This is a genomic window from Nisaea sp. (assembly GCF_017640745.1).
Taxonomy (GTDB): domain Bacteria; phylum Pseudomonadota; class Alphaproteobacteria; order Thalassobaculales; family Thalassobaculaceae; genus Nisaea.
The window spans coordinates 52,386-66,357 of record NZ_JAEPQA010000008.1 but is presented as its reverse complement, the minus strand read 5'-3'; the positions used below and the strand labels follow the sequence as shown (position 1 = coordinate 66,357).

General features: G+C 64.6%; 9 protein-coding genes. 4 read left to right on the top strand and 5 right to left on the bottom strand.

Annotated elements, in window-relative coordinates; genetic code table 11:
- The first annotated feature begins 4 nt into the window (after window positions 1-4).
- Window positions 5-4,567 carry a glutamate synthase large subunit gene (gene gltB / locus JJ959_RS07765; RefSeq protein WP_292881726.1) on the top strand — a complete coding sequence of 1,521 codons (4,563 nt, stop codon included), beginning with the start codon at window positions 5-7 and terminating at the stop codon, window positions 4,565-4,567.
- Window positions 4,564-5,163, top strand: a complete 600-nt coding sequence (locus tag JJ959_RS07760) for a glutathione S-transferase family protein (RefSeq protein WP_292881724.1) — start codon at window positions 4,564-4,566, stop codon at window positions 5,161-5,163. The genes gltB and JJ959_RS07760 overlap by 4 nt, the downstream gene beginning before the upstream one ends.
- A gap of 161 nt (window positions 5,164-5,324) precedes the next feature.
- On the opposite strand, the gene JJ959_RS07755 is transcribed toward JJ959_RS07760, so the two are convergent.
- Entirely contained in the window at window positions 5,325-5,792 is a 468-nt protein-coding gene (locus JJ959_RS07755; protein WP_292881721.1) for an Hsp20 family protein, read from the bottom strand.
- Window positions 5,793-6,018: 226 nt separating this feature from the next.
- The gene (gene rpmE, locus JJ959_RS07750) at window positions 6,019-6,237 is read right to left on the bottom strand and encodes a 50S ribosomal protein L31 (protein ID WP_193184011.1); all 219 of its coding nucleotides are present in this window, start codon (window positions 6,235-6,237) and stop codon (window positions 6,019-6,021) included.
- Between the two features lie 125 nt (window positions 6,238-6,362).
- On the opposite strand from rpmE, the gene JJ959_RS07745 reads away from it, so the two are divergent.
- Together JJ959_RS07745 and JJ959_RS07740 are read left to right on the top strand one after the other, a co-directional pair.
- Entirely contained in the window at window positions 6,363-8,153 is a 1,791-nt protein-coding gene (locus JJ959_RS07745; RefSeq protein WP_292881716.1) for an ABC transporter transmembrane domain-containing protein, read from the top strand.
- 135 nt (window positions 8,154-8,288) lie between these two features.
- Window positions 8,289-9,878 (top strand): hypothetical protein, encoded by a 1,590-nt coding sequence (locus JJ959_RS07740; RefSeq protein ID WP_292881714.1) that lies wholly within the window; start codon window positions 8,289-8,291, stop codon window positions 9,876-9,878.
- Between the two features lie 124 nt (window positions 9,879-10,002).
- On the opposite strand, the gene JJ959_RS07735 is transcribed toward JJ959_RS07740, so the two are convergent.
- From JJ959_RS07735 to JJ959_RS07725, 3 genes are all read right to left on the bottom strand, one after another.
- Entirely contained in the window at window positions 10,003-11,595 is a 1,593-nt protein-coding gene (locus tag JJ959_RS07735) for a peptidoglycan -binding protein (RefSeq protein ID WP_292881711.1), read from the bottom strand.
- A 12-nt stretch (window positions 11,596-11,607) separates the two neighbouring features.
- Window positions 11,608-12,744, bottom strand: coding sequence for a MotA/TolQ/ExbB proton channel family protein (locus tag JJ959_RS07730; RefSeq protein WP_292881708.1), 1,137 nt, complete (start codon window positions 12,742-12,744; stop codon window positions 11,608-11,610).
- A gap of 133 nt (window positions 12,745-12,877) precedes the next feature.
- Window positions 12,878-13,969: an OmpA family protein gene (locus JJ959_RS07725; RefSeq protein ID WP_292881705.1), complete on the bottom strand. Its 1,092-nt coding sequence runs from the start codon at window positions 13,967-13,969 to the stop codon at window positions 12,878-12,880.
- Window positions 13,970-13,972 lie beyond the last annotated feature (3 nt).

The window sequence follows — 13,972 nt, the reverse complement described above, 5'->3', positions numbered from 1 at the left end:
GGGGATGACCGACATGAAGCAGGACAAGAGCCTTCCGATGAATGACGGCGAGCGTTTCGTCGCCGAATACCGCGAGAACCTCTCCCGTCTGACCGAGGCGCATGCCTACAACCCGGCGGACGAGCACGAGAACTGCGGCGTCGGCTTCGTCGCCTCGATCGACGGCACGCCGCGGCGCGACGTCGTGGAAGCCGGCATCCAGGCGCTGCAGGCGATCTGGCACCGCGGCGCGGTCGATGCCGACGGCAAGACCGGCGACGGCGCCGGCATCCATCTGCAGATCCCGCAGGATTTCTTCCGCGAGCATGTCGAACGCGCCGGACAGCCGGTCAATGACGGCCTGATCGCGGTCGGCATGGTGTTCCTGCCGCGCACCGACCTCGCGGCGCAGGAGCGCTGCCGCTGCATCGTCGAAGAGGAGATCCTCTCGCGCGGGTACAAGATCTTCGGCTGGCGCCAGGTGCCGGTGAATGTCGAAGTGATCGGCGAGAAGGCGAACGCGACCCGTCCGGAAATCGAGCAGATCATGGTCTCCGGCGAGCCCGGCGCGGACGAGATCCTGTTCGAGCGCGATCTCTATCTCATCCGCCGCCGGATCGAGCGTGCGGTTCTGGCGGAGAACATTACCGACTTCTACATCTGCTCGCTGTCCTGCCGCTCCATCATCTACAAGGGCATGTTCCTCGCCGAGCAGGTGACGGCCTTCTTCCCGGACCTGCTGGACGAGCGTTTCATCTCGAATTTCGCGATCTATCACCAGCGCTATTCGACCAACACCTTCCCGGCCTGGCGCGCGGCGCAGCCGTTCCGCGTGCTGGCTCATAACGGCGAGATCAACACGCTGAAGGGCTGCTGGAACTGGATGCGCAGCCACGAGACGCGGATGGCCGCGGACCGCTTCGGCGACGAGATTGAGGATATCAAGCCGGTGATCCAGGACGGCAGCTCCGACAGCGCTGCGCTGGACGCGGTGTTCGAGCTGATGGTCCGCGCCGGCCGATCGCTTCCGATGGTCAAGACCATGATGATCCCGGAAGCGGTGGCGGACGGCGGCAGCCTCAGCCAGGAGCTCCGCGACCTCTATGCCTATTGCAACGCGGTCATGGAGCCGTGGGACGGTCCGGCGGCGATCGCCGCCTTCGGCGGACACTGGGTGCTCGGCGGTATGGACCGCAACGGTCTGCGCCCGATGCGCTACAGCGTGACCGACAACGGCCTGCTGATCGCCGGTTCCGAGACCGGCATGGTCCGCATCAAGGACAAGAACATCATCGAGAAGGGCCGGCTCGATCCGGGCGAGATGATCGCGGTCGACCTGGTCAACGGCAAGCTCTACCACGATACCGAGCTGAAGGAGCATCTGGCCAAGTCCCGGCCCTTCGGCAAGTGGATCAAGAAGAGCGTCAAGATCGACCGTCTGATCAAGAGCCACCACGAGGAGAAGGCCGGGCTGGAGCGCGACGAGCTGCGCCGCCGCCAGGTGGTCTCCGGCTGGTCGCTCGAGGACATGGAACTGATCCTGCAGCCCATGGCGGAAGGCGGCAAGGAAGCCATCGGCTCGATGGGCGACGACACGCCGCTCGCGGTGCTGTCCGAGAAATACCGCGGGCTGCATCATTTCTTCCGGCAGAACTTCAGCCAGGTCACCAACCCGCCGATCGACTCTCTGCGCGAGCGCCGGGTGATGACCCTGCGCACCCGCCTCGGCAACCTCGGTAACATCCTCGAAGAGACCGAGGAGCAGTGCGAGCATCTGCTGCTCGAATCCCCCGTGCTCTCGAACGCCGAATTCCAGGCGATGCGCGACTATATGGGCGACACGGCGCAAGAGATCGACTGCACCTTCGACGTCGACGGTGGTGAATCCGCTCTCGCGGAGGCGATCAGCCGGATCCAGCGCGAGGCCGAGGACGCGGTCCGCGGCGGCTGCACCCACGTCATCCTCTCCGACAAGGAGATTTCGGCGAAGCGCGCGGCGATCCCGATGATCCTCGCCACCGGCGCGGTGCACTCCTATCTCGTGCGCCAGCAGCTCCGGACCTTCACCTCGGTCAACGTGCGGACGGGCGAGTGCCTCGACGTACATTATTTCTGCGTCCTGATCGGCGTCGGCGCGACCACGGTCAACGCCTATCTGGCGCAGGAAGCCATCGCCGACCGCCATGCGCGCGGTCTGTTCGGCGACAAGACGCTGGATGAGTGCGTCGCCTCCTACCGCAAGGCGATCCAGGACGGCATCCTGAAGGTGATGTCCAAGATGGGCATCTCCGTGCTCTCATCCTATCGCGGAGGCTACAACTTCGAGGCTGTCGGCCTCTCCCGCTCCCTCGTCGCGCGCTTCTTCCCGGGCATGTCCTCGCGGATCTCCGGCCTCGGTCTCGCCGGTATCCAGAAGAAAGCCCTGGAGCAGCACCGCAAGGCCTTCGACGACACCGTCGTCACGCTTCCGGTCGGCGGTCTCTACCGCTTCCGCCGCCAGGGTGAGCGGCACGCGTTCGACGGCCCGATGATGCACACCCTGCAGCATGCGGTCGCGACCGACAGCTATCACCTCTACAAGAAGTACGCGGCGGAGATTTACGCCCAGAAGCCGATCAACCTCCGCGACCTGCTCGGCTTCAAGCCGACGGGCGAGGAAGTGGCGCTGGAGGACGTCTCCTCCATCACCGAGATCCGCAAGCGTCTGGTGGCGCCTGGCATCTCCCTCGGTGCCCTCAGCCCCGAAGCGCACGAGACCCTCTCCATTGCCATGAACCGTATCGGCGCCAAGTCCGACAGCGGCGAGGGCGGCGAGGATCCGGCGCGCTTCAAGCCGCGGGCGAACGGCGACAATCCGAGCTCGGCGATCAAGCAGGTCGCCTCCGGCCGCTTCGGCGTGACGGCGGAATACCTCAACAACTGCCGCGAACTCGAGATCAAGGTCGCCCAGGGGGCGAAGCCCGGCGAGGGTGGTCAGCTTCCGGGCATCAAGGTCAATGCCATGATCGCCAAGCTCCGGCACTCGACCGAGGGCGTGACGCTGATCTCGCCGCCGCCGCACCACGACATCTACTCGATCGAGGATCTGGCGCAGCTGATCTACGACCTGAAGCAGATCAACCCGGACGCCCGGGTCTGCGTGAAGCTCGTCGCCTCCTCCGGCATCGGCACGATCGCGGCCGGCGTTGCCAAGGCGAAGGCCGACACGATCCTGATCTCCGGCCATGGCGGCGGGACCGGCGCCAGCCCGCAGACCAGCATCAAATATGCCGGTATCCCGTGGGAAATGGGCCTCTCCGAGGTGCATCAGGTGCTGACCCTTAACCGGCTCCGGCACAAGGTGGCGCTCCGCGTCGACGGCGGCTTCCGCACCGGCCGGGACGTGGTCATCGCGGCCATTCTCGGGGCCGAGGAGTTCGGCATCGGCACCGCCTCGCTGGTGGCGATGGGCTGCATCATGGTGCGGCAGTGCCACAGCAACACCTGCCCGGTCGGGGTCTGCACCCAGGACCAGAGCCTGCGCGCCAAGTTCGACGGCACGCCGGAAAAGGTGGTGAACCTGTTCTCCTTCATTGCCGAGGAAGTGCGCGAGATCCTGGCGGAACTCGGCGTGCGGAGCCTTGAGGAAGTGATCGGCCGGACCGACCTGCTGCATCAGGTCAGCCGCGGCGACCCCTCGCTCGACGATCTCGACCTCAACCCGATCCTGGTGCGCGCCGATAGCGGCGGGCTGCCGGTGATGAATGCGGTCGAGGGCCGCAACGAGGTGCCGGAGACTCTGGACGCGCAGATGATCAAGGACGCGCAGCCGGCGCTCGAGGGCGGCGAGAAGATGCAGCTCACCTACAACATCGCCAACACGCTGCGCGCCATCGGCACCAAGCTGAGCTCCCGGATCACCCGGAAGTACGGCATGACCGGGTTGCAGCCGGGCCATATCACGGTCCGCCTGCGCGGCTCCGCCGGCCAGTCGCTCGGCGCCTTCGCGGTGCAGGGCCTGAAGCTGGAAGTGTTCGGCGATGCCAACGACTATGTCGGCAAGGGTCTCTCCGGCGGCACCATCGTCATCCGCCAGATGACGGCGGCGCAGTTCCCGTCCAACGAGAACACCATCGTCGGCAACACAGTGCTCTACGGCGCGACCGCGGGTCAGCTCTTCGCGGCCGGCCAGGCGGGCGAACGCTTCGCGGTCCGGAACTCCGGGGCCGAGGCGGTGGTCGAGGGCTGCGGCTCCAACGGCTGCGAGTACATGACGGGCGGCACCGCCGTCCTGCTCGGTCCGGTCGGCGAGAATTTCGGTGCCGGCATGACCGGGGGCATGGCCTTCGTCTATGACAGCGACGGCAGCTTCGAGCGGAACGTGAACCCGGAAACGGTGCTCTGGCAGCGGATCGAGACCGATTACTGGGAAGCGGCCCTGAAGCGTCTGGTGCAGGAGCACGTGGAGCAGACCCAGTCCCGCTTCGCCGAGCGCCTGCTGATCAACTGGAGCCAGGAGGTCGGCACCTTCTGGCAGGTCGTGCCGAAGGAAATGGTCGCGCGCCTGCAGCAGCCGCTCAGCTATTCGAGCCGGGAAAAACGCGCTTGAGTGACGGGGCTTTCACGCTCTACGGGGACCGGCGCTCGGGGAACTGCCTGAAGATCGTCTATGCGGCCGATCTTCTCGATCTCGACTATCGATTCGTCGATATCGACATCATGAAGGGCGAGAGCCGCACGCCGGAATTCCTGGCGGTCAATCCGGCGGGGCAGGTCCCGGCGGTGGATTTCGGCGGCGGGCGCACGCTCGCCCAGTCGAACGCCGTCCTGGTCTATCTGGCGGAAGGCAGCTCTCTCTTGCCGGCCGACGCGTTCCAGCGCGCCAAGGTGCTCGAATGGCTGTTCTGGGAGCAGTACAGCCACGAGCCCTATGTCGCGGTCTGCCGCTTCCAGATGGTCTATGAGGGCAAGTCCGCGGACCAGCGCGAAGGCTGGCGCGTGACGAAAGCGGAAGCGGCGCTCGATCACATGGAGCGCCAGCTCGCGGGCAGGACGTTCCTCGTCGGCACGCGGCTGACCATCGCGGATATTTCGCTCCTGGCCTATACGCGGCTCGCCGGAGAGGGTGGGTTCGATCTCTCCGCCCGTCCGAACCTCAGCGCCTGGGTTGCCCGTTGCGAGGAGACGCTGGGGATCGATCCCTAGCGTCATCCTGGACTTGATCCGGGACCTTTCAAACCAGCGTGCTCCTGCGTTCGACAAGGTCCCGGCTCTGTGGCCGGGATGACATTGTTTCTCTGAAAAACAAAACGCCCGGGCCAAGCGGCCCGGGCGTCTTTCATTCGAAGGTCAGATCAAGTCAGGCGTTACGCCGCTTTCTTGCCCTCGATCGCGGGAACGCTGGAGCGGACCTGGATCTTGCGCGGCTTCGCCTCTTCCGGAATCTCGCGGACGAGGGAGATATGGAGCAGGCCATTCTCCAGATCCGCGCCGGTTACCTTGATGAAGTCGGCGAGTTCGAAGCGGCGCTCGAAGGCGCGCTCGGCGATGCCGCGATGCAGGAACTGACGGCCTTCGCTCTCTTCGGTCTTCTCCACCTTGCCGGTGACGATCAGCGAGTTCTGGTTCACCGTGACATCGATGTCCTTCTCGGCGAAACCGGCAACGGCCATGGTGATGCGGTAATCGTCCTCGCTCACCTTCTCGATATTGTAGGGCGGGTAGGCGGGGGCATTGCTCGCCGTCGGGCTGCGCAGCGCCGCATCGGCAAGCTGGGCCATCCGGTCGAAACCGACGGAATTGCGGAACATCGGGGAAAAGTCGATCGTACGCATTGGGTCCATATCCTTTCAAAGCAACATGGTCGTCAAACTGTCACCCGCCTGGATCGGCCGGGTGGCGTGTCCAAAGGCCCCGTCCCGAATGTGGCAACGGCGCCTGACTGAAGATTTGGGAAACGGGAAAAACGGATTCAAGAGGGAAATGCGCAAAGAAAAACGGGCGCCCCGAAGGACGCCCGTTTCCGTCTCCACCGGGCCGGAGCCCGCGGAAAACCCGGTATTAGATGCCGAGGTTGGCGAAGCGCTTGTTGAAGCGCGCCACCTGGCCGCCGCTGTCGACGATCCGGTGCTGACCGGTCCAGGCCGGGTGGGTCTTCGGATCGATTTCGAGCCGCAGCACGTCACCCTCTTTGCCCCAGGTCGACTGGGTCTTGTATTCGGTGCCGTCGGTCATCACGACAGTGATTTCGTGATAATCGGGATGGATATCAGCCTTCATTTCTCGTACTCCTGCCCCCGAGCGTTCATGGGCGCGGGTATAAATCCTGATCAAGAGCGCGACGATATAAAGGAGACAGGGCCCGAACGCAAGGGCGAAGGGGCCTGTTTTTGCGGGAATCCGGTATGAGTGAAGAGAACAGTCGGCGCGACCTCGGCCCCCTGAAGGCCCTGATGCCCTTCGTGCGGTCCTACAAGCTGCAGATCGCGGGCGCGATGGTGGCGCTGGTGGTCGCGGCGGTGACGGTGCTCGCCATGGGCAATGGCCTGCGACATCTGGTCGATAACGGCTTTTCCGCCGGCGATCCGGACCTGCTCGACCAAGCGGTGATCGTCCTGCTCGGCGTCGTCATCCTGCTGGCGGGCGCGAGCTACGCGCGCTTCTATCTCGTCTCCTGGATCGGCGAGCGGGTGGTGGCGGATATCCGCAAGGCGGTCTTCAACCACGTGATCTCCCTCAGCCCCGGCTATTTCGAGACCATGCGCACGGGCGAGCTGCTCTCCCGCATCGCCACCGACACCACGCTGGTGCAGACCGTGGTCGGCTCCTCGGTCTCGATCGCGCTGCGCAACACGCTGCTCTTCCTCGGCGCCATGGTGATGCTGCTGGTCACAAGCGCCAAGCTGACCGGCTACGTCTTCCTCGTCGTGCCCATTGTCGTGGTGCCGATCATCGTCTTCGGCCGCAAGGTGCGGAAGCTGTCGCGCGAGACCCAGGACCGGGTCGCCGATCTCGGCTCCTATGCGGAGGAGACGCTCTACGGCATCCGCGCCGTGCAGGCCTTCGCGCACGAACCGGTGGACCGGAGCAATTTCGGCGCCCGGGTCGAGGACGCGCTCTTCACCTCGCTGCGCCGCATCCGTGCCCGCGCGGCGCTGACGGCGATCGTCATCACGCTGGTCTTCGGCTCGGTCGCGGTGATCCTCTGGATCGGCGGGCGGGACGTGCTCGCGGGCCGGATCAGCGGCGGCGAGCTCTCCGCCTTCGTCTTTTACGCCGCCGTCGTCGCCGGCTCGACCGGTGCGCTCTCCGAGGTGATCGGCGACCTGCAGCGGGCCGCCGGCGCGATGGAGCGGTTGATGGACCTGCTGAAGGCCGAAAGCGAGGTTTCCGCACCGTCGAAGCCCGTCGCACTGCCGAGCCCGGCCAAAGGCGTCGTGACCTTCGAGGATGTCGAGTTCCGCTATCCTGCGCGTCCCGAAATTCCGTCCCTCAGCGGTTTCAGCGCGAAAGTCTCTCCTGGGGAAAGGGTCGCCATCGTCGGCCCGTCCGGCGCCGGCAAGTCGACCATCTTCCAGCTCCTGCTGCGCTTCTACGATCCGCAGTCCGGCCGGGTGACGATCGACGGCGTCGATCTGCGCGAGGCCGATCCGGCCGCCTTCCGCGCGCTGATCGGCCTTGTCCCGCAGGAGCCGGTGATCTTCTCCGACAATGCGATGGAGAACATCCGCTACGGCCGTCCGGACGCGACGGACGACGAGGTCCGCAAGGCGGCCGAGGCGGCCAACGCGAAGACCTTCATCGAAGCCCTGCCGGACGGATACGCCACCCATCTCGGCGAGAAGGGCGTCCGCCTCTCCGGCGGCCAGCGCCAGCGCATCGCCATCGCCCGCGCCATCCTTCGCGATCCGGCCATCCTGCTGCTGGACGAGGCGACCAGCGCGCTCGACGCCGAGAGCGAGCGCGCGGTGCAGAAGGCGCTGGAAGCGATCATGCCCGGCCGCACGACCCTGGTCATAGCGCACCGCCTCGCGACGGTTCTCAAGGCGGACCGAATCCTGGTGCTGGAAGAAGGCCGTCTGGTGGCCGAGGGCAAACATGCCGAGCTGCTGGAGACGAGCCCGCTCTACAGGCATCTCGCGGACCTGCAGTTCGCCGACAGCGCGGCGGCGGGGCTGGCGATCTCGGCGGAGTAACCAGACTAATTAATGGTTGGAGTTGTAAGGGATTTACAGCAGACGCAGATTTTCTGCATTCAGGGAAAAAGTTCGGTTGCGAGAAGCGTTTAAATTGTAGAGATTCGCAAGAAGTCCCATTAATCGAGATCCGATTTGGTTAAGCTTCGAAATCGAAAAGGCTTACAGCGTTGGTTTGAGGAGCAACCAGTTGAATCGACGTTGACGGTACTTACTCGATCTGCACTTAGACTTATTCCGGCCCTCGCTGTTTATATCGGTGATGATCCGCCATCACGCTCAGCGAAGTTTATGTTGCCGATTTTTCGGGGACTTGCGCCGCCCTATTTGGGTGGTCTTCGACCTGATAAAGAGCGAAGCATTATTGACTATATAGAGGATGCATCGGAAGGCGTCCTTAATATAGGGGCCATCCATCGATCAAATGACGACGCAGGAATCGCTATAGAAGCAGCTGTTTATGCAGCAGGCGCTTATTCGGCTTCCGCGGTAGCTATGGATGATACTGCTGCCAGCGAAGGTGCAGCAGATGCGGTTTTCCTAGCTAGTTCCATAGATGACCATGAAATTCATGCAGATATCCTCGCTCTCGGAGCCGGGGTTAGGCATGAAGCTCTGCTTCGACGACCGCTTTGGGAACAGGAAGTACCTAAGCTATTCCTAGATTCTTGGAGGGACCTCAAAGAGACGCTCATTTCTTTGGACTCCAACTGGTCTGTTTGGACCGAGTGGTACGAGGACAGATTATTCGGTCTAACAAATAAGAGAAGCCGCCAATTTATAGCTGATCTCGAAGTGGACCGAATCTGCATTTCAGATCAAGACTGGGCAAATGGCCCTAAGCATGTGAATGCTTTAATTGCGGATATTGAAGCAAAATATCGCGTACAGGTGCCAGAACAGATGCCTGCAAGCCAAGCGTTTGAGCTTGGAGAAGACGGCATCCTTCACCGCAGTTTTGGTGTTTCGCCTGCTGCACGGACAGCCGCTCAGGAAAAGAGGCTCCGGGACGCGTGGAAGGCTCACGAGGACATCCTAAAGTCCGTCGAAATCCTAAATCCGGGAAGAAACTCAACCGCATTGGAGAGCGCGCTCAAAGCCTATCGAAGAGCGATGGGCGATACATATGAAGAGCTGAACGTCATCGCACTTGGAGTGCATGGAACTCGTATCTCCGCTGTAGCCGAACGGGCAGATTCAATTCTGATGGAAGACGCAGCTGCCGAGGTCGTTGCTTTGGCGGCGTCCCATGGAATGTTCATGCCTCAGTTCGACGCTTGGAACGAATGGCGTGCTGATGCGCGCGAACAGTTTCCTGAGGATGCTGTAAACTCTGCGGCGAGAGTAGCCTTGAATATTGCACATGCTGACGATTTGGCTGATGACGAGGTCAAGACAGATCTGACAGATGTTGCGGTGGCTGCCAGTGCTGGATCCATTTTAGATCTCCGCGCGGACCCAGCTGAGCGCCGTCCGCCCCCGGAGATCGAGAAGGACTTGATACTGGTTGTTAGCAATGCACTCTCGACACTCTTCAAGGAACCGGTGAAGTGCGCGCGAGATGGTTCACTTCAAGGTGTCGAGCTGGTTTTTAAAATCAGCGTCACTTTGCTCATGCTTGGAGGGCTGAAGGAACTGGCAACAGCACTTCCGGCCGAGTATGGATGGGTTCAATTTGCGCTCAAAATGCTGGATTCCGCCGCGAAGGCGGCAAGCGGCGGATAGAGATAGCAGGGCAAATCGCGATCACTTTTCGTCATCCCCACGCAAGTGGGGACCCAGGGAAGACGGGCCGAGTTCTACGATCTCTGGGTCCCCGCTTTCGCGGGAATGACGACCTGGGAGAGATTTACCGTTGCGTCAGCTTCATCTCGATGCGGCGGTTGCGGCGGTTGCCGATCTCGTCCTTGCGTTCGTCGATCGGCTGGAACTCGCCGTAGCCGGTGGCGGAGAGTCGGCTCGCCGGGATCCCTTCCGCGATCAGGGTCTGCACGACCGAGATCGCGCGGGCGGCGGAGAGGTCCCAGTTGTTCTTGAAGCGCTCGTTGAAGATCGGCACCGGATCGGTGTGACCCTCGACCTGGAGGATCCAGTCGATCTCGGTCGGGATCTTCGAGGCGATGTCCTTCAGCTGGTCGGCGAACTGGCGGAGCTGAATCTCGCCGCGCGGACCGATCTGGTCGGAGCCGCTGTCGAACAGCACCTCGGATTGGAAGACGAAGCGGTCGCCGACGATGCGGATACCCTCGCGCCCGCTCAGCACCTCGCGCAGGCGGCCGAAGAACTCGGAGCGGAACTTTGCCAGCTCCTGCACCTTGGTGGCGAGCGCGCGGTTCAGCTTGGCACCGAGATCGACGATCTCGACCTTCTGCTCCTTGTTCACCGCCTCCAGCGCGTCCATCGCCTCCTGCAGGGCGAGGAGCTGTTCGCGCAGCGCCCGCATCTGCCGGTTCAGCAAAGCGACCTCTTCCTGCGCCTTGGCGGAGAGTTCCTTCTCGGCGCCGAGCGCCGCGGCGGTCTCGCTGAAATTGGCGGTCAGTTCGGCAAGCCGGATATCCCGCGCCTCGATCTCCTGCTGCTGCAGGAGGGTGCGTTCCTCGCTGCTGGAGAGCTGGGCCGTCAGTTCCTTCGAGCGGTCGCGCAGGGCGCTCATTTCCGCCCGCAGTTCCTCGATCCGGGCCTGCCGCTCCTCCGCCGTCATCTTCGCGGCGTCGAGCTGGTCCCGGGTCTCGCCGAGATCGCTTTCGAGCGTCTGCTTGAGCGCTGCCAGCTCGGCGACCTCGCCTTCCAGCCGCTCGCGTGCTTCCTTCAGGGCGAGCAGATCGCGGCGCAGGCTTTCCAGTTCCGCCAGCTGCGTCTTGATCGTCTCGCGGTCCGCCGAGATTACCTTGAAGGCGTCCTCGAGCCCCGCGCTGACCTCGTCCCGTTCCGCCTTGACCACGGCCATCTCGCTCTCGACCGAGCGCAGCTTGGAGAGCAGGGCGTCGCGTTCGCTCAGCACCTCGGAGAGGCGCTGGTCGAGCCCGGCCTGGCTGTTTTCCAGTTCGGAGAGCCGCTGCTGCATGTTCGCCTTGTCGCGCACCGATTCCGCCAGCCTGTCCTCGAGCTGGTCGCGCTGCGATATCAGCTGGGTGACCTGCTGGGAGAGCGCGTCGCGGCGGGCGATGGAGGCCTGCAGCTCGGTCGAGAGCTGGGCGACGTTGAGGCGCAGCTCGGCATTGGTCTCGCGCTCGAGATTGAGCAGGTCCGAGAGCTGCGCGATCTCGGCCTGCAGGTTCTTCAGCGCCTCGTCGCGCCCGGAGAGCGCCTGGGTCAGATAGAACTGCGAGACGATGAAGACCATCAGCACGAAGATGATCACCATCAGAAGCGTGGCGAGCGCGTCGACGAAGCCGGGCCAGATATTGGTGTCGCGCCTCGCGGCGCGGCTGCGGGCGGACATGGCCGCGCTCCCCTAGCGTTCTTCCTCTGCGAGCGCCGCGATGGTCCGCGCGACCAGCCGGATCTCCTGACGGATCTCCTCCACGGTGCGGTTGCGGCCCTCGGAGGCTTCCTCAACGAGGCGCGCGACATAGGCCTCGATATTGCGCAGATGGGTGCGCATCAGTTCGTCCCGTCCGCCGGTCTGGCCTTCGGCGATCTTGGCCAGCACCGGCCGGATCTCCAGCTGGGCCTCGCCGAGCTTCACCATCAGATCCTGCTCGGCCCGCATCTGGTCGACCAGGGTGCCGAGCTTCTCGTTGAGGGCCATCAGGTTGGCGTTGGCCTGCCGGCGATCGTCCTCGCTCCGGAGGATGACGCGCTGCAGCTTGTCGAGACTGTCCGCCGTCTGCTCCCAGAGCGCGGTCTGGTAGGCGCTGGCCGAATGCTCCCCGTCCGCCAGCACGCCGCCGCCGGAGCTGAGCCGGGTCAGGCCGGAAAGCCATTCCTCCAGGTCGTTGTAGAAGCGGTTCTGTGCCTGGCCGAGCTGCAGCTCCATGAAGCCGAGGATGAGCGAGCCGGCCAAGCCGAAGAGCGAGGAACTGAAGGCCGTCGCCATGCCGCCGAGCGGGCTTTCGAGGCCGGACTTCAGATCGTCGAAGACGGTGCCGAGATCGCCGCTCCCGACGCTGAGGCTGTTGATCACGTCGCCGACCGCGCCGACCGTCTGCAGCAGGCCCCAGAAGGTGCCGAGCAGGCCGAGGAAGATCAGCAGGCCGATGATGTAGCGCGAGATGTCCCGGCTTTCGTCGAGGCGCGCATCGATCGAATCGAGCAGCGAGCGCAGAGACATGGCCGAGAGGCTGACCCGTTCGTCCCGCCGCTCGCCGAGCATGGTCGCGACCGGCGCCAGGAGGGTTGGCGCCTGCTGCATCGAGAGGCCGGGCTGGGAGGTCCGGTAGGATTCGATCCAGGAGACCTCCGGGCCGAGCGAGACAACCTGGCGGACAATGTAGAGGATGCCGATGGCGAGCGTCGCCAGGATCATCCCGTTCAGCGCCGCGTTGGCCATGAAGGCGTCGAACAGGGGGGCGAAGAGCAGCACTGCGACCGCCACGACGAGCAACAGGAATATCGCCATGCGGACGAGAAAACGCGTTGGTCTGGTCACCTGATCGATCCCCTGAACTCGGGCCGCGCGGAGCGGCCCTGGATAGTGTGCTCCGGTTTCGAGTCCGGATGTATGGACGGGAAATGCGGCGATATTCGGTCCGCTTCCCGCGCCCGTCGGCGCGTCGTCTCCGTCAGCGTTCGACCAGGGTCAGATCGACCCGGTCGCCCGGCGCTCCGGGAGCCCTGTCGCCGAGCGCCCGCACATCCATGCGGGTGCTGGCGATGCCCTCGCGGATCAGGAAGGACCGGACCTCGAGCGCGCGGGAGAGCGAAAGGCGCCGCGCCTTCGCTTCGGACCGGTCGCCGGAGGTCGCATAGGCCATGAGCTGGACCCGGAGCTCGCTGTTCGCCTTCATTCTCGCGGCGATGCTTCCGAGCGTGCTGGAAGCATCTCCCGGCAGCTCCTGGCTGTCTGTCTCGAAAATCACGCTGATGGCGGCGCTGTTCGCCGATGCGGCGGGAGCCGGTGTTTTCGGAGCGGCGGGGGCGGACGCGACCTGAGTTGCTGGTTCCGGCGTCTTGGCGGCGGGCGGAGCTTTCGGCGTCTCCGCGATCACCGCTGGCGGTGGCGGCGGTGCGACGGCCGCCGTGCGGGTGCTGGAGGCGGGCGGCGCCGGGACTTCGATGGCGGGACTCTTGGCCGCTGTTCCGCTGGAGGCCTGCGGTGCCGGGGGCGTCGGTGCGGGAATCGCGACCCTCGCCGGCGCGGCGACCGTCGGTGCCGGAGTAGATGCGACTTTCGGCGCACTCGGTGCCGGTGTGGCAACGCGCGGCGCCGCCGGGACGGCTGCCGTCCGTGTCGGGGCGGAGGGTTCCGGAGCGATGCGGCGGGCCGTCGGAAGCGCGGCCGCCGGCGGTCTCGGCGCCACGGGGGCGATGGCGGCCGCTGGCTGCGGCGCAGCGGTCAGGCGCCGCGTCATCTGCGCCGGACGGCTCGGCGGCGGCATCGGGGCGCCTTGGGTCACCGGCTGTCGGACTTCGCCCGGAAGCGGCAACGGCATGCCGTTCTGAACCTGGCTGCGCCGGATGTCGGCGCGCAACAGGCCGGCGACGTTCGGCGGGGTGCCGAGCGCCTCGAGCACATCGAGATTGATTTCGACCTGCTCGCCGGTGCCGCCGATATAGACGGTTTCCTCGCCGAGTGCGGCGCCTGCCGGCAAGGCGAGCAGGCCTGCGAGAAGAAGTAGGGCGGGGCGTCGGCCCGGATATCGTGTTGCGGCCATGCA